The sequence below is a fragment of the Nocardioides alpinus genome (assembly GCF_900112035.1).
Lineage (GTDB): Bacteria > Actinomycetota > Actinomycetes > Propionibacteriales > Nocardioidaceae > Nocardioides > Nocardioides alpinus.
The window spans coordinates 224072-246200 of record NZ_FOKC01000004.1 but is presented as its reverse complement, the minus strand read 5'-3'; the positions used below and the strand labels follow the sequence as shown (position 1 = coordinate 246200).

The window sequence follows — 22129 nt, the reverse complement described above, 5'->3', positions numbered from 1 at the left end:
CCCCCACGGCCCTCGTCCGCGGCGCGATGCCGCACCTCCCCGACCTCGGTGACGAGCGTCTCCTCGGGCCGTAACCTCCCGCGCAGTCCCGCGTTGGTCTACTCAGGAGTAGCGCCGAGGTGGGAGGGGTCCGGGTAGATGGGTGTCGAGATCAAGGTCAACGACCTCTCGAAGTCGTTCGGCAAGCAGCTCATCTGGGGCGACGTCACGCTGACGATCCCGGCGGGCGAGATCTGCGTGATGCTCGGGCCCTCCGGGACCGGCAAGTCGGTCTTCCTCAAGACCCTGATCGGCCTGCTCAAGCCCGACAAGGGCTCGATCATCATCGAGGGCACCGACATCGCGAGCTGCTCCGAGCGCGACCTCTACGAGATCCGCAAGCTCTTCGGCGTCCTGTTCCAGGACGGCGCGATGTTCGGCTCGATGAACCTCTACGACAACGTCGCCTTCCCGCTGCGCGAGCACACCAAGAAGTCCGAGTCCGAGGTCCGCGCCATCGTGATGGAGAAGATGGACCTGGTCGGCCTCCTCGGCGCCGAGGACAAGCTGCCCGGTGAGATCTCCGGTGGCATGCGCAAGCGCGCGGGCCTGGCCCGGGCGCTGGTGCTCGACCCCGAGATCGTGCTCTTCGACGAGCCGGACTCCGGCCTCGACCCGGTGCGTACGGCCTTCCTGAACCAGCTCATCATCGACCTCAACGCGCAGATCGACGCCACCTTCCTGATCGTCACCCACGACGTCAACACCGCGCGCACCGTCCCCGACAACATCGGCCTGCTCTACCACCGCCACCTCGCCATGTTCGGTCCCCGCGAGATGCTGCTCAGCTCCGAGGAGCCGGTCGTGCGCCAGTTCCTCAACGCCCAGCGGGTGGGGCCGATCGGCATGTCGGAGGAGAAGGACGCCGACGAGCTCGCTGCGGAGGCCGACCAGGACCTGCCGCCGCTGCCGCCGATCCCGCTCCAGCAGGAGCCCTCCAACGGCATCCCGCGCCGCAGCCAGCGTCCGCCCGGCGAGTGGTGCCGCGAGCACGGCGTCACGCCGCCCCCGGGATCGTTCGAGACCAGCAACGCCGGCCTGGCGCCGGGAGCCTGACGCCCCATGGCCTCCACCATGTCCTCGCGCGCCCTCGCGCCCGTCGCGATCGCCGGCAACCTGTTCGCCTTCGCCCTCGACGTCCTCCGCGCGCTCTTCCGCCGGCCCTTCCAGCTGCGGGAGTTCATCCAGCAGGCGTGGTTCATCGCCTCGGTCACCATCGTGCCGACCGCGCTGGTCGCCATCCCGTTCGGCGCCGTCATCGCGCTGCAGGTCGGCGGCCTGATCAAGCAGTTCGGCGCGCAGTCCTTCACCGGCTCGGCCTCGGTCCTCGCCGTCATCCAGCAGGCAGCGCCCATCGGCACCGCCCTGCTGATCGCCGGTGCCGGCGGCTCGGCCATCGCGGCCGACCTCGGCGCCCGCAAGATCCGTGAAGAGCTCGACGCGATGATGGTGCTCGGCATCGACCCGATCCAGCGTCTCGTGGTGCCGCGCGTGCTGGCCTGCATGCTCGTCGCGTTCTTCCTCAACGGGATGGTCAGCGTCGTCGGCGTGACCGGCGGCTACGTCTTCAACGTGATCCTCCAGGACGGCACCCCCGGCGCCTACCTCGCCAGCTTCACCGCGCTCGCGCAGCTGCCCGACCTGTGGATCGGCCTGTTCAAGGCGCTGGTCTTCGGCCTGATCGCCGCGATCGTCGCGTCCTACAAGGGGATGAACGCCAACGGTGGACCCAAGGGCGTCGGTGACGCCGTCAACGAGTCGGTCGTCATCACGTTCCTGCTGCTCTTCGTGGCCAACTTCGTGCTCAGCCTGGTCTACCTCCAGATCGTCCCCCCGAAGGGCGGGTGAGCGAGGACATGGCCCTCAAGGACATCTACGCCAAGCCGCTCGCGTCGCTCGACGACCTGGGTGGGCAGCTCGCCTTCCACCTCGGCGTGCTCAGGGCGATCCCGCGCTCCGTCACCCGCTATCCCCGCGAGATCATGCGGATCCTGGCCGAGGTCACCCTCGGCACCGGCGCGCTGGCCGTCATCGGCGGCACGGTCGGCGTCATCATCGGCATGACGTTCTTCACCGGTGCCCAGGTGGGCCTGTCCGGCTACGCCGCCCTCAACCAGCTCGGCACGGCCGCGTTCGCCGGCTTCGTCTCGGCCTACTTCAACACCCGCGAGATCGCCCCCCTCGTCGCCGGCATCGCCCTGGCCGCCACGGTCGGCTGCGGCTTCACCGCCCAGCTCGGCGCGATGCGGATCTCCGAGGAGGTCGACGCCCTCGAGGTGATGGCCATCCCGTCGATGCCGTTCCTCGTGGCCACGCGGGTCGTCGGCGGCCTGATCGCGATCATCCCGCTCTACGTCGTGGGGCTGCTGTCGTCGTACTTCGCCAGCCGGCTCGTGGTGACGCAGATCTACGGCCAGTCGCCGGGCACCTACGACCACTACTTCAACGCGTTCCTGCCGCCGGGCGACGTGCTGTGGTCGTTCGGCAAGGTCCTCGTGTTCGCCGTCACCGTCATCCTCATCCACTGCTACCACGGCTACAACGCGTCCGGCGGTCCTGCCGGCGTGGGTGTCGCCGTGGGTCGCGCGGTGCGCACCAGCATCGTCGCCATCAACGTGCTCGACCTGCTCCTGTCCATGGCCATCTGGGGCGCCTCCACGACCGTGCGGTTGGCGGGGTGAGCCGGCGATGAGGACCAAGACCCTGGGCGTGCTCTTCCTGGCACTGATGATGGCCTCGGTGTGGGCCACCTACGGCGTGTTCACCAAGAAGTTCACCGACTACGACGAGGTCGTCGTCCACGCATCCAGGATCGGGCTCCAGCTCCCGATGCGGGCCGACGTCAAGATCAAGGGCGTGATCGTCGGCGAGGTGCTCGACTACGAGCCCACCGCGGAGGGCGCCGACATCACCCTCGGCCTCTACCAGGACCGGACCACCCAGGTCCCGCGCGACGTCACCGCGTCGATCCTGCCCAAGACCCTGTTCGGCGAGAAGTTCGTGTCGCTGATCGTGCCCGAGGGCGGCTCGTCGGCCCAGCCGATCGCGGACGGCGACGAGATCGCCCGGACCAACCTCTCGATCGAGGTCGAGCAGGTCCTCAGCGACCTCTACCCGCTGCTGCGTGCCGTCCGGCCCGCCGACCTCAACTCCACGCTCAACGCGGTCGCCACTGCGCTCGAGGGACGCGGCGAGCAGCTCGGCGAGACCCTCGAGACGATGGACGACTACCTCACCCGGTTCAACCCGGAGCTCCCCGCCCTCATCGAGGACCTGCGGCTGACCGCGGAGGTGTCCGACACCTACGCCGACGTGCTGCCCGAGGTCGCGGTGATCCTGCGCAACACGATCACGACGACGACGACCCTGGAGGACCGCGAGGAGAAGCTGAAGGCGCTCTTCAACGACGTGTCGAAGCTCGCCTCGGTCGCCGAACGGTTCACGACCAACAACGGCGACAACCTGGTGCGCCTCGGCGACCTGGCTGCCGAGCAGCTCGAGGTCTTCGCGCGCTACGCACCGGGCTACCCGTGCCTGCTCGGCGGCATCGTGGGTGCCGGCGACCTCCAGGCCCAGGCCTTCCGCGGCTTCACGCTGCACATCGTGCTGGAGACGCTGCCCAACCAGCCGCGCGGCTACACCGCGGCGGACGCCCCGGTCTACGGCGACAAGCGCGGCCCCTACTGCGGCCAGCTGCCCGACCCGCCGTGGTCGCAGGCCAATCCGTTCACCCAGCAGCCCGACCTCGTCGACGGCGTCGACGAGCCCACGGGCAAGGGCACCAGCCGGGTCGGGCCCGGATGGTCCGGCGACGCGGCCGGCTACGTCGGCGGTCGTGAGGAGTCGGCGCTGCTCAAGTCGCTCCTCGCTCCCGGGCTCGGCGTCAGCGCGGACGACGTACCCGATCTCGGCGTGCTGCTCGTCGGACCGATGGCCCGCGGGGCGGAGGTGTCGCTGCGATGAGCCCGATCCTGGACAAGAAGACGTCGGTCGACCTGGTCAAGCTCCTGGTCTTCGTCGTGGTGACCGCGATGGCCACCGCGGTGCTCGTGGTGACCATCGGCAACATCGGCTTCGGTGAGTCGCGCGACTACCAGGCCGAGTTCACCGACGCCACGGGCGTCAACAAGGGTGACGACATCCGCGTGGCCGGGGTCCGCGTCGGCACGGTGGGGGACGTCGAGATCATCGACCGCAACCGCGCACTGATCACCTTCTCCGTGGACGAGGGGACGTCGGTCAACGGCGGCACCAACGCTGCGATCCGCTACCGCAACCTGGTCGGGCAGCGCTACATCTCCCTGACCCAGGAGGTCGGCGACACCCAGCGGTTGCCCGCCGGTGCCACCATCCCGGTCTCGCGGACCACGCCGGCGCTGGACCTGACGGTGCTCTTCAACGGCTTCAAGCCGCTCTTCCAGGCGCTCTCGCCGGAGGACGTCAACCAGCTGTCGTACGAGCTGATCCAGGTGTTCCAGGGTGAGGGCGGCACGCTCGAGGGCCTGCTCGCGCACACCGCGTCGGTCACCTCGACCCTGGCGGACCGCGACGAGGTCATCGGCGACCTGATCGACAACCTGTCGCTCGTGCTCGACCACGTGGCCGACCGCGACGAGCAGCTCACCCGGCTCATCCAGTCCTTCCGCACCCTCGTCGGCGGCCTGAAGAAGGACCGCAACGCGATCCTCGGCTCCCTCGAGGACGTCTCCGCCCTCTCGGTCGAGACCGCCTCCCTCGTCGACGGCATCCGCGAGCCGTTCGTCAAGGACATCAAGGAGCTGCGCACGGTCGCGGGCAACATCGACAAGAACAAGGCCGAGCTCGACCGGGCCCTGCAGGTGCTGCCGATCAAGCTCGACAAGATCGGTCGCACCGCGATCTACGGCTCGTTCTTCAACTTCTACCTCTGCGAGTTCCAGGGCCGGGTCAACCTGCCCGGGGGAGTGTCGCTGCCGGTCACGTACGACACCGGCTCGGACAGGTGTGATCTCGGATGAAGTCACCCCACGCCGTTCTTCTCCTCCGCTCCGCTCCTCCGAACAACGCCGAGGGGACCCCGACATGAAACCGTTCAGGGAACGCAACCCGGTGACGGTCGGCGCCATCAGCCTCGTCGTCCTCGCCGTCGTGATGGTCGCGGCACTGCGTGCCGACGACCTGCCGGTCATCGGCGGGGGAGACACCTACCACGCCATGTTCACCGAGGCCGGTGGGCTGAAGGTCAACGACGAGGTCCGCATCGCCGGTGTCCGCGTCGGCAAGGTCAACGAGGTCGAGCTCGACGACGACCAGGTGCGGGTGACCTTCAAGGTCGACGACGCCGCCGACTTCGGCGGTGGCACGCGCGCCGCGATCAAGGTCAAGACCATCCTCGGCTCCATGTTCCTCGCGCTCGAGCCGGCCGGCGGCGGCCAGCTCGACGAGGGCGCCACCATCCCGGCCGAGCGGACCTCCTCGCCCTTCGACGTGGTCGAGGCGTTCGAGGGCCTGGCCTCCACCTCGGACCAGATCGACACCGACCAGCTCGCCGAGTCGCTGACCACGCTGGCCGACCTGACCCGCAACACCCCCGACGAGTTCCGCGGCGCCCTCAGCGGCCTCAGCCGGCTCTCGGCCAACGTCGCGGCCAAGGACGAGCAGCTCAACTCCCTGCTGGTCAACCTCGAGCGCGTCTCCCGGGTCCTCGACGCCCGCGACGAGGACATCATCGCGCTGATGGAGGACGCCGACGTGCTCTTCCGGGCGCTGGTCGCCCGGCGCGAGGCGGTCCACGAGCTGCTCGTCTCGACCACCACCCTGTCCCGGGAGCTCACCGCGCTGGTCCGTCAGTCGCGCGACGACCTCGCGCCCGCCCTGGCCCACCTGGAGAACGTCGTCGCCGTGCTCAACAAGAACGAGGACAACCTCGACAGCAGCCTGCGGCTGATGGCGCCGTTCTACCGCGTCTTCGCCAACACGCTGGGCACCGGACCGTGGTTCGACACGTGGATCGCCAACTTCCCCCCCGTTCCGCAGGTGGGCTGACCATGGACCTCATCAGGCGTCTCCTCGTCCCGCTCATCGTGCTGGGCTTCGTCGTCGCGGCCGCCGTCAGCGTCTTCGGCGGGGACAGCACCCGTACGGTCGTCGCGCACTTCCCGCGGGCCATCTCGGTCTACGAGGGCAGCGACGTACGCGTGCTCGGCGTCGCGGTCGGCACCGTGACCCGCGTCGAACCCACGGGCACCGACGTCACGGTCACCATGGCGTACGACGACACGGTCAGGCTGCCGGCCGGCGCCAAGGCCGTGATCATCGCGCCGTCACTGGTCGGTGACCGCTACGTCCAGCTGACCCCGGCCTACTCCGGGGAGGGCGAGGTGCTGGGCGACGTCGCCGAGCTGGGCGTCGACGAGACGTCCGAGCCCCTCGAGCTGGACCAGATCTACGACAGCCTCGACCGGCTCAACGTCGCGCTCGGCCCACGGGGTGCCAACAAGACCGGCGCCCTGTCCGACCTGCTGTCGGTCACTGCTGACAACTTCGGCGGCCAGGGCACGACCTTCCGCCAGACCATCAAGGACTTCTCCCGCCTCAGCGCCACCTTGTCCAACAACAAGGAGGAGCTGTTCGGCTCCGTCAGGGCCCTGGAGGGCTTCATGCAGACGCTGGCCGAGAACGACCAGACGGTCCGCCAGTTCAACCAGTCGCTGGCCGACGTCTCGACGATGCTCGACGGCGAGCGCCAGGAGCTGGTCGCCGCCACCAGGAACCTCTCCGTCGCGCTCACCGAGGTGAAGGGCTTCGTGGAGGACAACAAGGACTCGCTGAGCCGCAACATCTCCGGCCTCAACCGGGTCTCCCAGGTCCTCGTCCGCCAGCGCGACGCGCTCGACGAGATCCTGCACACCGCGCCGGCCGCCCTCAACAACCTCGCGCTGACCTACAACCCGCAGGCCGGGACGCTCGACACCCGGGCCAACCTGGGCGAGGCCGTCAACCAGATCCAGTACGACCCCGCCGCCCTGCTGTGCGGCTTCGTCAGCCAGGTCGAGCGGTCGGGCCAGGTCTGCAACACGATCACCGACCTCCTTGCCCGCCCGCGAGCCGGAGCGCTCGACGGGGCGGCCGTGCTGCCGGCCCAGGACGTGTTCGACCCCACCCTCGGTGGCCTCGTCGAACCAGACGCGGAGGAGGAGCGATGAAGCGGATCAGGACCCTCGTGCTCGGGGCGGTGGTGGCGGTGGTGCTGTCGGGCTGCGATGCGAGCGTCTACTCCCTCCCGCTGCCCGGCGGTCCCGACGTCGGCGAGAACCCGATGACCATCAAGGTGGAGTTCGCCGACGTCCTCGACCTCGTCCCCCAGTCCACGGTCAAGGTCAACGACGTCAGCGTCGGCAAGGTGACCGCCATCGACCTCGAGGGCTACCAGGCCCTGGTCACCCTCGAGGTGCGCCGCGACGTGGAGCTGCCCGGCAACGCCGTCGCCGAGCTGCGCCAGACCAGCCTCCTCGGTGAGAAGTTCGTCGAGCTGAGCGCCCCGGAGCAGGGCGCGATCGCCGACCCGCTCGAGGACGGCGAGACGATCCCGATCGAGCGCGCCGGACGCAACCCCGAGGTCGAGGAGGTCCTCGGTGCGCTGAGCCTGCTGCTCAACGGCGGTGGCGTCGCGCAGCTCAAGACCATCACCCAGGAGCTCAACCTGGCGCTGGAGGGCCGTGAGGACTCCGCAAGGTCCGTGCTGCGCCAGCTCCGGGTCTTCACCGGGCAGCTCGACGAGAACAAGGAGGACATCGTCGACGCGATCGAGTCCCTCAACCGGCTCGCGATCGCGGCGGAGAAGCAGCTCCCCACCATCGACAAGGCCCTCGAGGAGCTGCCCAGCGCACTCGACTCGGTCAACCGCCAGCGCGACGACCTCGTCGAGATGCTCGCGGCCCTGGACCAGCTGTCGTCGGTGGCGGTCGACGTGATCGCCCGGTCCAAGGACGCCACGATCCTCTCGCTCGAGCGGCTCGACCCGGTCCTCACGCAGCTCGCCGCCTCCGGCGACGACTTCACCAACGCCTTCCACGTCTTCTTGACCTACCCGTTCGTGGACGAGGTGGTCGGCCGCGACCCGCAGGTGGCGCGCAACCTGCACATGGGCGACTACACCAACCTCTCCATCACGCTGGACGTCGACCTCACCGGCATCCCCACGACGATCCCGACGACACTGCCGACGGAGGCCTGCATCCCACTCAGCGCGCTGCCCCAGGACGGGCCGTTGCCCGACACCAGCCGCCTGTGCCAGGACGCGCTCGACGCGATCAACGACTGTCTCGAGGGCCTCCGGCGCGGGGACGCGACCGACTGCGTCGGGCTGCCCGGCTCGGTCCTCAGCGTGGTGTGCAAGCAGTTCCCGGTGCCGGGCCTCTGCGGCGGCTCGGGGACTCCCACGCTGCCGCTGCCGGACCCGACCCTCCCGACCCTCCCGATCCCCTCCCTGCCGACCATCACCATCCCCGGCCTGCTCCGGACAGCTCCCGGCTGGTCCCCCCCCGATCCGACGCGGGGCCCCACCGTCCAGCAGCTCACCGACCTCTACGACCCGGCGCTCGTGAGCCTCCTGGTCCCCGGGATGGTGGAGCGATGATCACCCGTCGGACCAAGGTGCAGCTGCTGGTCTTCGCCCTCATCACCCTGATCGGCGTCAGCTTCGTCGGCGCACGCTACGCCCGGCTGGACCGGGTGTTCGTCGACCAGAGCTACACGGTCGTGGCGCACTTCGCCGACTCCGGCGGTGCCTTCGCCGGCGCGGAGGTGTCCTACCGCGGCGTCCGCGTGGGGCAGGTAAAGGAGCTCGTCCTGACCCAGGACGGCGTGGACATCCACCTCGACATCGACAACGAGTTCGACGACATCCCGTCCGACGCCCTGGCCCTGGTGGGCAACCGCTCGGCGGTGGGGGAGCAGTACGTCGAGCTGCAGCCGCAGAGCGACAAGGGTCCGTTCCTGGAGGACGAGTCGCAGATCGCGCGGGACCGTACGACGACCCCGATCCAGACCGACACCCTGCTGACGCACCTCGACGAGACCGTCCGCAGCGTCGACCAGGACGACCTGCGCACCGTCACCTCGGAGTTCGGCCTGGCCTTCGGCGGCGCCGGCGAGGACCTGCAGACCATCCTCGACAGCAGCAGCGCCTTCATCGCCGCGGCGGACGAGAACTTCGGGGTCACCGTCGACCTGATCCGCGACAGCAACACCGTGCTCAACGGGCAGATCGACTCCGAGCGCGCCTTCCGGCGCTTCGCCCGCGACCTGTCCTCGTTCACCACGACCGTCGCCAACCGCGACCAGGACCTGCGCACCCTCATCGAGGACGGGTCGCTCGGGGCCAACGAGCTGCGGGTGTTCCTGGAGGACAACGAGGTCGAGCTGGGCGAGCTCATCAACAACCTCGTCACCACCGGCGAGGTCGTGGTCAAGCACCTCGACGGTGTCGAGCAGCTCCTGGTGATCTACCCCTACGTCGTCGAGGGCGGCTTCACGGTCGTGTCACCGTCGCCCGGCACGGGCCTGTACGACGCCCACTTCGGGATGGTGCTCACCCAGGACCCGCCCGTGTGCCACCAGGGCTACGAGGGCACCGACCGCCGCTCGCCGCTCGACGGCAGCAACCGGCCGATGAACGAGGAGGCTGCGTGCACGGCCCCGGCGTCCGAGACCAACGCCCGCGGCGCCCAGAACATCCAGGCGCCGCGACCCGCGACCGGCTGGGGGCCGGCCGACTTCGCCTACGACCCGGAGACCGGCACGGTCACGTCCGATCCCGCCGAGATCCGGCGCCTCGAGGGCACCGGCAGGGTGGCCCCGCGCAGCCTCGGTGACGACACGTGGAAGTGGCTCTACCTCCAGCCGCTGCTCTCCGACGGCGTGACCTCGCCGACGTCACCTCGTTGATCCAGACAGGCCCCGGGAGGGGGCCGCACCCGTTCTCGAGGGAGGGAACACATGTCCGCCCCCACTGACACCGTCCGTCGCGACGCACCCCCGACCGCCCGTGACGCCGCACCCGCACCCGCACCCGCACCCGACCGTCGCGCACGTCGGCGTACGACGGTGGCCGCAGCTCTGGTCGTGGTCGTGCTGGCCGGCCTCGCGGCGCTGGTGTGGACGTCCGTGACCGGTCCGGCGACCGCCGACGGCGGCCTCGAGCTGCCCGAGGAGCGGGAGCAGGTGATGAGCCTGACCGACCAGTTCGTGAAGCGGCTCGGCACCTACAGCCCGGACATGCTCGACGACTCCGGGCAGATGCCGGCCTACCGCGAGCAGGTCCGTGAGGTGATCACCCCCAAGTTCGCCGCCGACTTCGACCAGGAGGTCGCCACCGCCGAGCAGCTCGTCGCGCAGGGTGCGATCACCCGCACCGCCGACGTCTTCGCGACCGCGGTGTCCTCGATCGACGACGACTCGGCCCGCGTGCTCGTGGCCGGCGCCTTCACCGACAGCTACGAGCAGGGCAAGGGCGACCGGGCTCGCACGATCGACCAGGAGCCGCTGCCGTTCCGCTTCACCGTCGACCTGGTGACGATCGACGGCGAGTGGCTCGTCGATGACTTCTCGCCCGTGAGCAACCCCGACGACGAGGCCGGCACCGGCAGCGACACCGAGGGGAGCACGCCGTGAGCGACACCCCGACCTGGTACGACCTCCTCGCCGTCTCGCGCGACGCCTCGGCCGAGGAGGTCCGCGACGCCTGGAAGAGCCAGATCGCCGACCTCGAGCCCGGCGACCGCCGCTTCGACGCGCTCAACCGGGCCGCCAAGGTGCTGCTCGACCCCGCCGCGCGGACGGCGTACGACGCAGAGCACCCGGAGGTCGACGAGGACGCGCCGCCGCCGCTGGTCGAGGAGGGCCGTCAGGCCCGTCCTGAGACCCGTAGCGAGGCCAGTCGCGAGGCCGGGGCCGGCGAACGAGCCGGGGCGCCGTCGTGGTTGCTGGCCGGCCTGGCGATCGTCGCTGCCGGCCTGGTCGCGGCGACCCTGTGGACGTGGCCGGCCGCCGACCGGGGCGACGCCGGCAACGACTCCGCCGCCCGCGCCGCACAGGTGGCGGCCGAGCGCGCCGCCGTACCGGTGCTGTCCTACGACTACGAGCACCTCGACGAGGACCAGCGGGCCGCGCAGGCGCTGATGACCGGCAGCTACCGCGAGGAGTACGACAAGCTCTTCACGGTGCTGCAGGACAACGCGCCGCAGACCCGGACCAGGGTGACCGCCTCCGTCATCGCCTCCGGCATCGTGCGCGCCAGCGATGAGCGGGTGCAGGTGCTGGTCTTCGTGGACCGCCCCACGACCAACAAGCTGAGCGCCGAGCCTGTGGTCTACAAGGACCAGGTGACCCTCTCGATGCAGCTCGTCGACGGCGAGTGGCTGGTCGACGACCTCCTCACGTCTCCCGTCCAGGGCTGACCCTGACCCTCCCGAGGGGTGCCCGCGGCGCGCCCTGCTTGACCCGGAGCGCTTCGGCGTTCATCATCATCCGCAACGCGTGGCGCACTCCCCTTCCGGGAATTGACCCCGCGTTTGAGGCGTGTGCTGAAGTGCGCTATCGTGTCTCCTCGCGCCTGCCCTCAGATGCCCGACGCCCTCCGGACGGCTGTCGTGGTGGTCGGTTGGCGCCGATCACTCGCTCATTCGTGAGGACACCTCTTGGCCGCGCGCAGCTCCGCTGGTAACCACCGTCGTACCTCTTTCGCAAAGATCACCGAACCTCTCGAGGTTCCCCCCCTCATCTCGCTCCAGACCGACAGCTTCGACTGGCTGGTCGGCAACGAGCGGTGGGAGGCCACCGTCGCTGCCCGCAGGGCCAACGGTGAAGACGTCTCCGAGAAGACCGGTCTGCAGGAGATCTTCGAGGAGATCTCCCCGATCGAGGACTTCTCCGAGACGATGATGCTCTCGTTCGACAACCCCGTCTTCCTCGACGAGAAGTACACCGAGGAGGAGTGCAAGGAGAAGGACTTCACCTACTCCCGGCCCCTCTACGTCTCGGCCGAGTTCATGAACCACGAGACCGGCGAGATCAAGGGCCAGACGGTCTTCATGGGTGACTTCCCCATGATGACCAAGAAGGGCACCTTCATCATCAACGGCACCGAGCGGGTCGTCGTGTCCCAGCTCGTCCGTTCGCCCGGCGTCTACTTCGAGTCCTCTCCCGACAAGACCTCGGACAAGGACATCTTCACCGCCAAGCTCATCCCGAGCCGTGGCGCGTGGCTGGAGTTCGAGATCGACAAGCGCGACCTGGTGGGCGTGCGTCTGGACCGCAAGCGCAAGCAGAACGTCACCGTCCTGCTCAAGGCGCTCGGCTGGACCACCGAGCAGATCCGCGAGGAGTTCGGTCAGTACGAGTCGATGATGCTGACGCTCGAGAAGGACAGCGTCCGCTACGAGGTCGTCGCCGAGGAGCTGCAGAAGAAGGCGCGGGGCGAGGCCCCGACCGCCGAGCAGATCAACCTCGAGGTCACCCGGCTCGCGCTGCTCGACATCTACCGCAAGCTCCGTCCCGGCGAGCCGCCGACGGCCGAGGCTGCGCAGACGCTGCTGAACAACTACTACTTCAACAGCAAGCGCTACGACCTCGCGAAGGTCGGCCGCTACAAGATCAACAAGAAGCTCGGCCTGCACGAGGCCTTCGACCAGCAGACGCTGACGATCGACGACGTCGTCGCCGCCATCCGCTACGTCGTGCAGCTGCACGCGGCGGGTGTCCAGGCCGAGGCCGACCTGCTCGACGCCGCCGGCAACGTGGTCGAGGGCCCCGACGGCTCGCCCGTCAAGGTCCAGTCCGACGACATCGACCACTTCGGCAACCGCCGGATGCGCACGGTCGGCGAGCTCATCCAGAACCAGCTCCGCACGGGCCTGGCCCGCATGGAGCGCGTGGTCCGCGAGCGGATGACGACCCAGGACGTCGAGGCCATCACGCCGCAGTCCCTGATCAACATCCGTCCCGTCGTGGCTGCGCTGAAGGAGTTCTTCGGCACCTCGCAGCTCTCGCAGTTCATGGACCAGACCAACCCGATCGCGGGCCTGACGCACAAGCGTCGCCTGTCCGCGCTCGGTCCCGGTGGTCTGTCCCGTGACCGCGCCGGCATGGAGGTCCGTGACGTCCACCCGTCGCACTACGGCCGCATGTGCCCGATCGAGACCCCGGAAGGCCCCAACATCGGCCTGATCGGCTCGCTCGCCTCCTACGGTCGGATCAACCCGTTCGGCTTCGTCGAGACCCCCTACCGTCGCGTGGTCAAGGGTGTCGTCACCGACGAGATCGACTACCTGACGGCCGACGACGAGGACCGCTACGTCATCGCGCAGGCCAACGCGCCGCTCGACTCGAAGATGAAGTTCGTCGAGGAGCGCGTCCTGGTCCGCCAGCAGAAGGGTGAGGTCGACGCGATCCTGGCCGAGGAGGTCGACTACATGGACGTCTCGCCGCGCCAGATGGTGTCGGTCGCGACGGCCCTGATCCCGTTCCTCGAGCACGACGACGCCAACCGTGCGCTCATGGGCGCCAACATGCAGCGCCAGGCCGTGCCGTTGGTCGTCAGCGACAGCCCGCTCGTCGGCACCGGCATGGAGTACCGCGCCGCCGTCGACGCCGGCGACGTGGTCGTGGCCGACAACGCCGGTGTGGTGAAGGAGGTGTCCGCCGACGCCATCGAGACGATGAACGACGACGGCACCTACCAGACCTACAAGCTGGCCAAGTTCAAGCGCTCCAACCAGGGCACCTGCATCAACCAGCGCCCGCTGGTGAAGGCCGGGGACCGCCTCGAGGTCGGTACGCCGATCGCCGACGGTCCGTGCACCGACAACGCGGAGATGGCGCTGGGCACCAACCTGCTCGTCGCCTTCATGCCGTGGCAGGGTCACAACTACGAGGACGCGATCATCCTCAGCCAGCGCCTGGTGCAGGAGGACGTCCTCACCTCGATCCACATCGAGGAGCACGAGGTCGACGCCCGCGACACCAAGCTCGGCCCCGAGGAGATCACGCGGGACATCCCCAACGTCTCCGAGGAGGGCCTGGCCGACCTCGACGAGCGCGGCATCATCCGCATCGGCGCCGAGGTCACCACCGGTGACATCCTCGTCGGCAAGGTGACGCCCAAGGGCGAGACCGAGCTCACCCCGGAGGAGCGACTGCTCCGCGCGATCTTCGGTGAGAAGGCGCGCGAGGTGCGCGACACCTCGATGAAGGTGCCCCACGGTGAGTCCGGCACGGTCATCGGCGTGCGCGTCTTCGACCGCGAGGACGGCGACGACCTTCCCCCCGGCGTGAACCAGCTGGTCCGCGTCTACGTCGCCCAGAAGCGCAAGATCTCGGTCGGCGACAAGCTCGCCGGACGCCACGGCAACAAGGGCGTCATCGCCAAGATCCTGCCCGTCGAGGACATGCCGTTCATGGAGGACGGCACCCCCGTCGACGTCGTGCTCAACCCGCTGGGTGTGCCGCGACGGATGAACATTGGCCAGATCCTCGAGCTCCACCTGGGTTGGCTCGCCAAGCAGGGCTGGGACATCGACCTGCACGCCGACAAGGGCTCGTCGGAGTGGAAGGACCGCCTCATCTCCATCCACGCCGAGAAGAGCGAGCCCGGCACCAAGGTCGCGACCCCGGTGTTCGACGGTGCGCGCGAGGACGAGATCACGGGTCTGCTGGGTGCCACCCTGCCCAACCGTGACGGTGAGCGGATGGTCAAGGAGGACGGCAAGGCCGCCCTCTTCGACGGTCGCTCCGGTGAGCCGTTCCCGGCGCCGGTGGCCGTGGGCTACATGTACATCCTCAAGCTGCACCACCTCGTCGACGACAAGATCCACGCTCGCTCGACCGGCCCCTACTCGATGATCACGCAGCAGCCCCTGGGCGGCAAGGCCCAGTTCGGTGGCCAGCGGTTCGGCGAGATGGAGGTCTGGGCGATGGAGGCGTACGGCGCTGCCTACGCGCTCCAGGAGCTGCTCACGATCAAGTCCGACGACGTGCCCGGCCGCGTGAAGGTCTACGAGGCCATCGTGAAGGGCGAGAACATCCCCGACTCGGGCATCCCCGAGTCGTTCAAGGTGCTCGTCAAGGAGATGCAGTCCCTCTGCCTCAACGTCGAGGTGCTGTCGCAGGACGGCAGTGCGATCGCGTTGAAGGACGCCGAGGAAGACGTCTTCCGCGCGGCTGAGGAGCTCGGCATCGACCTGTCCCGGCGCGAGCCCAGCAGCGTCGAAGAAGTCTGAGGTGAGTCCCGGGCGGCGCCACGCGCCGCCCGGGCCCCTCGGTCCCACAGCCACCAGACTTAGAACAGCAACCAAAGGAACACATCTTGCTGGACGTGAACTTCTTCGAGCAGATTCAGATCGGCCTGGCCACCGCGGACGAGATCCGCGGATGGAGCCACGGCGAGGTCAAGAAGCCGGAGACCATCAACTACCGCACGCTGAAGCCCGAGCGTGACGGCCTCTTCTGCGAGAAGATCTTCGGTCCCACCCGGGACTGGGAGTGCTACTGCGGCAAGTACAAGCGCGTGCGCTTCAAGGGCATCATCTGTGAGCGCTGTGGCGTCGAGGTCACCCGCTCCAAGGTGCGTCGCGAGCGGATGGGCCACATCGAGCTCGCCGCCCCCGTGACCCACATCTGGTACTTCAAGGGCGTCCCGTCGCGCCTGGGCTACCTGCTCGACCTGGCGCCGAAGGACCTCGAGAAGGTCATCTACTTCGCCGCCTACATGATCACCTCGGTCGACGAGGACGCGCGTCACCGCGACTCCGAGTCCCTCGAGAACAAGGTCGGCCTGGAGCGCGAGCGCCTCGAGAAGCGTCGCGACACCTCCGTGGAGGACCGCGCCAAGAAGCTCGAGGAGGACCTCGCCACCCTCGAGGCCGAGGGGGCCAAGGCCGACGCCAAGCGCAAGGTGCGCGACGGTGCCGACCGCGAGATGAACCAGCTCCGTGACCGCGCCAACCGCGAGATCGCGCGGCTGGAGGAGGTCTGGGACACGTTCAAGAACCTCAAGGTGCAGGACCTGCTCGGCGACGAGCTCCTCTACCGCGAGATGAAGAACTGGTTCGGCAAGTACTTCGAGGGCTTCATGGGCGCCACGGCGATCCAGAAGCGCCTCCAGGACTTCGACACCGAGGCCGAGGTCGAGTCGCTGCGCGACACGATCGAGAACGGCAAGGGCCAGCGCAAGGTCCGCGCCCTCAAGCGCCTCAAGGTCGTCGACGCCTTCCGCAAGACCGGCAACCAGCCGATCGGCATGGTGCTCGACGCCGTCCCGGTGATCCCGCCGGACCTGCGTCCGATGGTCCAGCTCGACGGTGGCCGTTTCGCCACCTCCGACCTGAACGACCTCTACCGTCGCGTCATCAACCGCAACAACCGCCTCAAGCGCCTGCTCGACCTCGGCGCCCCCGAGATCATCGTCAACAACGAGAAGCGGATGCTGCAGGAGGCCGTCGACAGCCTCTTCGACAACGGTCGCCGTGGTCGCCCCGTGACGGGCCCGGGCAACCGGCCGCTCAAGTCGCTGTCCGACATGCTCAAGGGCAAGCAGGGGCGTTTCCGCCAGAACCTGCTCGGCAAGCGCGTCGACTACTCGGGTCGCTCGGTCATCGTGTCGGGCCCGCAGCTCAAGCTGCACCAGTGCGGTCTGCCCAAGCAGATGGCGCTCGAGCTGTTCAAGCCGTTCGTGATGAAGCGCCTCGTCGACCTGTCGCACGCGCAGAACATCAAGTCCGCCAAGCGGATGGTCGAGCGTGCGCGCCCGGTCGTGTGGGACGTCCTCGAAGAGGTCATCACCGAGCACCCCGTGCTGCTCAACCGCGCGCCCACCCTGCACCGACTCGGCATCCAGGCGTTCGAGCCCCAGCTGATCGAGGGCAAGGCCATCCAGATCCACCCGCTCGTCTGCGGCGCGTTCAACGCCGACTTCGACGGTGACCAGATGGCTGTCCACCTCCCGCTGTCCGCGGAGGCGCAGGCCGAGGCCCGCATCCTGATGCTCTCGACCAACAACATCCTCAAGCCGTCCGACGGCCGTCCGGTGACGATGCCGTCGCAGGACATGATCATCGGCCTGTTCTGGCTGACCGGTGACCGTGAGGGCGAGGTCGGCGAGGGCCGCATCTTCTCCACCCCGTCCGAGGCGATCATGGCCTACGACCGTGGCGAGATCGGGCTGCAGAGCAAGATCAAGATCCGCCTCACCGACATCGTCCCCCCGCTCGACCTCGAGCTGGGTGCCGACTGGGAGGAGCGGACCGCGATCCTGCTCGAGACGACGCTCGGCCGCGTGCACTTCAACGACACGCTTCCCGCCGACTACCCCTTCGTCAACGAGGAGGTCGGCAAGAAGCGCCTCGGTGCGATCGTCAACGACCTCGCCGAGCGCTACACCAAGGTCCAGGTCGCTGCCTCGCTCGACGCCCTCAAGGACGCCGGCTTCCAGTGGGCCACGTTCTCCGGCGTCACGGTCTCGATCGACGACGTCACCACGCCGGCCAACAAGGTCGAGATCCTCGGACGCTACGAGGCCCAGGCCGAGAAGGTCCAGAAGAACTACGAGCGCGGTGTGATGACCGACGACGAGCGTCGTCAGGAGCTCATCGAGCTGTGGACCCAGGCTGCGGCCGAGGTCGGCCGCGCGATGGAGGCCAACTTCGACCGCACCAACCCGATCTACATGATGGTCGACTCGGGTGCCTCCGGAAACATGAACCAGATCCGTCAGGTTGCGGCCATGCGTGGTCTGGTGGCCAACCCGAAGGGCGAGATCATCCCGCGCCCGATCAAGGCCAACTTCCGCGAGGGCCTCTCGGTGCTCGAGTACTTCATCTCGACCCACGGTGCCCGCAAGGGTCTGGCCGACACCGCGCTCCGCACCGCCGACTCGGGTTACCTCACCCGTCGTCTGGTGGACGTGTCGCAGGACGTCATCATCCGTGAGGACGACTGTGGCACCGAGCGTGGCCTGCCCAAGCGCATCGACGACGAGCACGTGGAGACCTCGGCCTACGCCCGGGCCTCCGCCGTCGAGATCACCCACCCGGAGACCGGCGAGGTCCTCGCCGGTGCTGGGGAGGACCTCGGCGACGTCAAGATCGGCGAGCTCGTCGCCGCGGGTGTCACCGAGGTCAAGGTCCGCTCGGTCCTGACCTGCGACGCCCGCACCGGCACGTGCGCCAAGTGCTACGGCCGCTCGCTGGCCACCGGCCAGCTGGTCGACATCGGTGAGGCGGTCGGCATCATCGCCGCCCAGTCCATCGGTGAGCCCGGCACGCAGCTGACCATGCGTACGTTCCACACGGGTGGTTCGGCCTCCGCGGACGACATCACGCAGGGTCTGCCCCGCGTGGTCGAGCTCTTCGAGGCCCGCTCGCCCAAGGGCCGTACGCCGATCTCGGAGTCGGCCGGTCGCGTGAAGATCGAGGAGAGCGACAAGGCTCGCGTCGTCGTGGTCACCCCCGACGACGGTGCCGAGCCGCAGGAGATCCCGGTCTCGAAGCGCTCGCGCCTCAACGTCGAGGACGGCGACCACATCGAGGTGGGTCACCACATCACCTCCGGTACGCCCGACCCGCAGGACGTGCTGCGCATCCTCGGTGTCCGCAAGGCCCAGGAGCACCTCGTGGACCAGGTCCAGGAGGTCTACCGCTCACAGGGTGTGTCGATCCACGACAAGCACATCGAGATCATCATCCGCCAGATGCTGCGTCGGGTGACGGTCATCGAGTCCGGTGACACCAACCTGCTCCCGTCCGACCTGGTCGACCGGGTGCGGTTCGAGGAGGAGAACCGTCGCGTGGTCTCCGAGGGCGGCAAGCCGGCCTCGGGTCGCCCGGTCCTCATGGGCATCACCAAGGCCTCGCTCGCGACCGAGTCGTGGCTCTCGGCGGCCTCCTTCCAGGAGACCACCCGAGTCCTCACCGACGCCGCGATCAACGGCCGCTCCGACAGCCTCCGTGGCCTGAAGGAGAACGTGATCATCGGCAAGCTCATCCCGGCCGGCACCGGCCTGGAGCGCTACCGCAACATCCGGGTGGAGCCCACCGAGGAAGCCCGCGCCGCGGCCTACTCGGTCACCGGCTACGACTCCTACGACTACGACTTCGGTCCGTCGTCGCAGGCCGTCGCGCTCGACGACTTCGACTTTGGCTCGTACCAGAACTGATCGCTCAGCGATCAGCTCTGGTGTGACGAGCCAGGTTGAGGAGCCGCGACTCGGTCGGACGCAGTCCGGACGAGTGAGGCGTCTCGAAACCGATTCGAGGTCCTGGCAAACCCGAGCCCCGGCCCCCCGCAAGGGAGGCCGGGGCTCGGTGCGTCTACGGGGTGATCCGACCCACCCAGTCGGCGAGGGTGCGCTGGAGCCGGGCGGCGGCCTCGATCACCGGGTCCGACGGATCGCCCCCGTCCAGGACGCGCAGCTCCCACGCGCCGTACCAGGCGACGTAGGCACCCACGACCATGAGCAGGATCCCGGAGAGCCGGGGCACCCACCGGCCCGTACGCCTCAGCCCGGCGACGACGCCGCGGCGGGCGAGGGCGACCGACACGGCGGCGACGCCGACCAGCAGGCCCATCCCGGCGCTGTAGGCGACGAACAGGGCCACCCCGTCGCCGGTCGAGCCGCTGCGGAAGCTGGCGACCACGAGCGCCAGGAACGGCGCGATCGAGCAGGTCAGGCTCGCGGCGGCGTAGGACATCCCGAAGCCCACCATCGCCGGGGCCGTACGGGTGAGTGGCTTCCCGCCGCCGCGGGTGAGCTGGAGCCGGGGGAGGTCGCGTCCGGCGAGCAGCCAGGCTCCCGCGAGGACCAGGAGCGCGCCGAGGACGGTGGTGAACCAGGGGAGGTACTGCTGGACCTCCGAGGCGACCGGGGAGATCACCAGCCCGAACACCCCGAAGACGGCCACGAAGCCCACGGTCATCCAGGCGGTGAGGACGAGTGCCCGTGCCACGGCGCGGGCCGGGCCGGGGGAGTCGTCGCCCAGCACCAGGACGGAGAGGTAGGCCGGGAGGAGCGCGAAGCCGCACGGGTTGACGGCTGCCAGCATCCCGGCGCCGACCGCCAGTGCGAGGGTGTCGCCCATCGCCTCAGCCGAGCAGGCTCTCGACCTCGGCGTCGAGGTCGTCCGAGCCGCCGTAGCCGGCCTCGAAGGTCACGGTGCCGTCGGCGTCGAGCACGACGAAGGACGACTGCTCGGTGACCTCGAACCTCCGCCAGAGCTCTCCGTCGACGTCCTCGAGGTGGGTGAGACCGGGGACGTCGTCGGCGAACCCGGCGATCGCCTCGGCACTGTCGAGAGAACCCACGCCGATCACGTTGACGTCGCCGCCGCGATCGGAGGCGAGCGCCTCGACCTGCGGGATCTGGCCGCGACAGGTCGGACACCACGGGGCCCAGAACCACAGGACGGTGGGACGTCCGGCGAGGCTGGCGCCGTCGAAGGCGTCACCAGTGACGGTGGTGGCGGTGAAGTCGAGCAGCTCAGGCGTCGTCGCCGGGTCGTCGTCGGCGCTCGTGCTCGGCGTCGTGGTGGGGCTGGGGGTGCTCGTGGTGGAGCTCTCCGCCGGCTCGCCGGCCGATGCGGCGTCACTCGGCGTGGCTGCGTCCTGGCCGCACGACGCGAGGGCCAGGACCAGCGGGAGGACGGCGACGAACGCGAGACGTCTCATGGATCCAGCATGACAGCGACGCCCGACCGCAGCGGGTGCCGGCGGCTTACGAGAGTCTTACGAGGGCACGTGCCGCCCACCGCCCACGTGCCTGAGACAATTTCGGGTGTGACCACCTCCTCCGCGCGGCCCACCTCGGCCGACGTCCTCGTCGTCGGTGCCGGACCCGCCGGATCGGCCGCCGCCGCGTGGGCGGCGCGTGCCGGACTCGACGTCGTGCTGGCCGATGCGGCGACCTTCCCGCGGGACAAGACGTGCGGTGACGGCCTCACCCCGCGCGCGATCGGGGAGATGCAGAAGCTCGGTCTCGAGGACTGGCTGCGCTCCCACACGGTCAACGAGGGGCTCCGCGCCCACGGCTTCGGCCAGACCCTGCTGCTGCCGTGGCCCGGCGGCTCGCTGCCCGACTGGGGATCCGCGGTCGCGCGCACCGAGCTCGACGACCACCTGCGCTCGGTGGCCATCACCAGCGGCGCCCGAGCGGTCGACGGCGCCCGCGCGGTCGGCGTACGACGTGAGGGTGAGCGGATCGCGGCGGTGAGGTTTCGGGGCTCGCAGGCCGGCACCTCGACCGGCGGCGAGGAGGACTACGAGATCGCCTGCCAGTGGTTGGTCGTCGCCGACGGCGTCCGGTCCCCGCTGGGCAAGATCCTCGGTCGCGAGTGGCACCGCGACACCGTCTACGCGGTCGCCGGCCGGTCGTACGTCGACTCCGAGCAGTCCGACGACCCCTGGATCAGCTCCCACCTCGAGCTGCGCGACGAGCAGGGCGAGCTGGTGTCCGGCTACGGCTGGATCTTCCCGCTCGGCAACGGCACGGTGAACCTCGGCGCGGGCACCCTCGCCACCAGCGCGCGCCCGGCCGAGGTGGCGATCAAGCCCCTGATGCAGACCTATGCCGACACCATCGGCAAGGACTTCGGGCTCTCCGGCGACCTGCGGGCGCCGACCTCCGCGCTCCTGCCGATGGGTGGTGCGGTCAGCAACGTGGCCGGGCCCAACTGGGCACTGATCGGCGACGCCGCGGCGTGCGTGAACCCGCTCAACGGCGAGGGCATCGACTACGGCCTGGAGACGGGGCGCTTCGTCGCCGAGCACATCGCGAGCGGCACGGGCCTCGGCGAGGCCTGGCGCTCGACCCTGGTCGAGCACTACGGGGAGTCCTTCTCCATCGCCCGTCGTCTGGCCGGGATCGCGACCCAGCCCAAGGTGGTCGCCGCCCTGGGGCCCGCCGGCATGCGCTCGGACTGGCTGATGACCCTGGCGCTGCGCTGGATGGGCAACCTCGTCGACGACGCCGACCGCGACCGCGCTGCCCGGGTGTGGCGCTGGGCCGGCCGGCGGTCGATGGCGCGCGACGCCCGGCCACCCTTCGCGTGAGCCACATCCGGTC

Annotated in this window: 16 protein-coding genes; 14 read left to right on the top strand and 2 right to left on the bottom strand. The window is 69.2% G+C overall.

All coding sequences use genetic code 11. From position 1 onward, the window contains the following. Window positions 1–138 precede the first annotated feature (138 nt). From BM127_RS11005 to BM127_RS10945, 13 genes are all read left to right on the top strand, one after another. Window positions 139–1095 carry an ABC transporter ATP-binding protein gene (locus BM127_RS11005; protein ID WP_091198549.1) on the top strand — a complete coding sequence of 319 codons (957 nt, stop codon included), beginning with the start codon at window positions 139–141 and terminating at the stop codon, window positions 1093–1095. 6 nt (window positions 1096–1101) lie between these two features. Next, the gene (locus BM127_RS11000; protein WP_175507375.1) at window positions 1102–1887 is read left to right on the top strand and encodes an MlaE family ABC transporter permease; all 786 of its coding nucleotides are present in this window, start codon (window positions 1102–1104) and stop codon (window positions 1885–1887) included. 8 nt (window positions 1888–1895) lie between these two features. Continuing rightward, entirely contained in the window at window positions 1896–2720 is an 825-nt protein-coding gene (locus BM127_RS10995; RefSeq protein ID WP_091198749.1) for an MlaE family ABC transporter permease, read from the top strand. Window positions 2721–2727: 7 nt separating this feature from the next. Continuing rightward, window positions 2728–4002, top strand: coding sequence for an MCE family protein (locus tag BM127_RS10990; protein WP_091198548.1), 1275 nt, complete (start codon window positions 2728–2730; stop codon window positions 4000–4002). Further along, window positions 3999–5036 (top strand): MCE family protein, encoded by a 1038-nt coding sequence (locus tag BM127_RS10985; protein ID WP_091198546.1) that lies wholly within the window; start codon window positions 3999–4001, stop codon window positions 5034–5036. The genes BM127_RS10990 and BM127_RS10985 overlap by 4 nt, the downstream gene beginning before the upstream one ends. A gap of 64 nt (window positions 5037–5100) precedes the next feature. Continuing rightward, window positions 5101–6063: an MCE family protein gene (locus tag BM127_RS10980; RefSeq protein WP_091198544.1), complete on the top strand. Its 963-nt coding sequence runs from the start codon at window positions 5101–5103 to the stop codon at window positions 6061–6063. A 2-nt stretch (window positions 6064–6065) separates the two neighbouring features. Continuing rightward, a complete protein-coding gene (locus tag BM127_RS10975) occupies window positions 6066–7223 on the top strand; it encodes an MCE family protein (protein WP_091198542.1) in 1158 nt (385 codons plus the stop codon). After that, entirely contained in the window at window positions 7220–8656 is a 1437-nt protein-coding gene (locus BM127_RS10970) for an MCE family protein (RefSeq protein WP_091198540.1), read from the top strand. The genes BM127_RS10975 and BM127_RS10970 overlap by 4 nt, the downstream gene beginning before the upstream one ends. Then, complete coding sequence (locus BM127_RS10965; protein WP_091198538.1) at window positions 8653–9966, top strand: MCE family protein; 1314 nt, start codon at window positions 8653–8655, stop codon at window positions 9964–9966. Before BM127_RS10970 ends, BM127_RS10965 begins: the two co-directional genes overlap by 4 nt. A 51-nt stretch (window positions 9967–10017) precedes the next feature. After that, window positions 10018–10692 (top strand): hypothetical protein, encoded by a 675-nt coding sequence (locus tag BM127_RS10960; RefSeq protein WP_091198536.1) that lies wholly within the window; start codon window positions 10018–10020, stop codon window positions 10690–10692. Beyond that, window positions 10689–11477 (top strand): J domain-containing protein, encoded by a 789-nt coding sequence (locus BM127_RS10955; protein WP_091198534.1) that lies wholly within the window; start codon window positions 10689–10691, stop codon window positions 11475–11477. Before BM127_RS10960 ends, BM127_RS10955 begins: the two co-directional genes overlap by 4 nt. A 240-nt stretch (window positions 11478–11717) precedes the next feature. Next, window positions 11718–15296, top strand: coding sequence for a DNA-directed RNA polymerase subunit beta (gene rpoB / locus BM127_RS10950; RefSeq protein WP_091198531.1), 3579 nt, complete (start codon window positions 11718–11720; stop codon window positions 15294–15296). 86 nt (window positions 15297–15382) lie between these two features. Continuing rightward, on the top strand, window positions 15383–19228 hold the full coding sequence (locus BM127_RS10945; RefSeq protein WP_091198529.1) for a DNA-directed RNA polymerase subunit beta': 3846 nt from the start codon (window positions 15383–15385) through the stop codon (window positions 19226–19228). A 154-nt stretch (window positions 19229–19382) separates the two neighbouring features. Here the strand turns inward: BM127_RS10945 and BM127_RS10940 are convergent, their stop codons facing one another. Together BM127_RS10940 and BM127_RS10935 are read right to left on the bottom strand one after the other, a co-directional pair. After that, a complete protein-coding gene (locus tag BM127_RS10940; protein WP_091198528.1) occupies window positions 19383–20150 on the bottom strand; it encodes a cytochrome c biogenesis CcdA family protein in 768 nt (255 codons plus the stop codon). 4 nt (window positions 20151–20154) lie between these two features. Next, complete coding sequence (locus BM127_RS10935; RefSeq protein ID WP_091198526.1) at window positions 20155–20736, bottom strand: TlpA family protein disulfide reductase; 582 nt, start codon at window positions 20734–20736, stop codon at window positions 20155–20157. Window positions 20737–20844: 108 nt separating this feature from the next. On the opposite strand from BM127_RS10935, the gene BM127_RS10930 reads away from it, so the two are divergent. Further along, complete coding sequence (locus tag BM127_RS10930) at window positions 20845–22116, top strand: geranylgeranyl reductase family protein (protein ID WP_231263190.1); 1272 nt, start codon at window positions 20845–20847, stop codon at window positions 22114–22116. The last annotated feature ends 13 nt before the right edge of the window (window positions 22117–22129 follow it).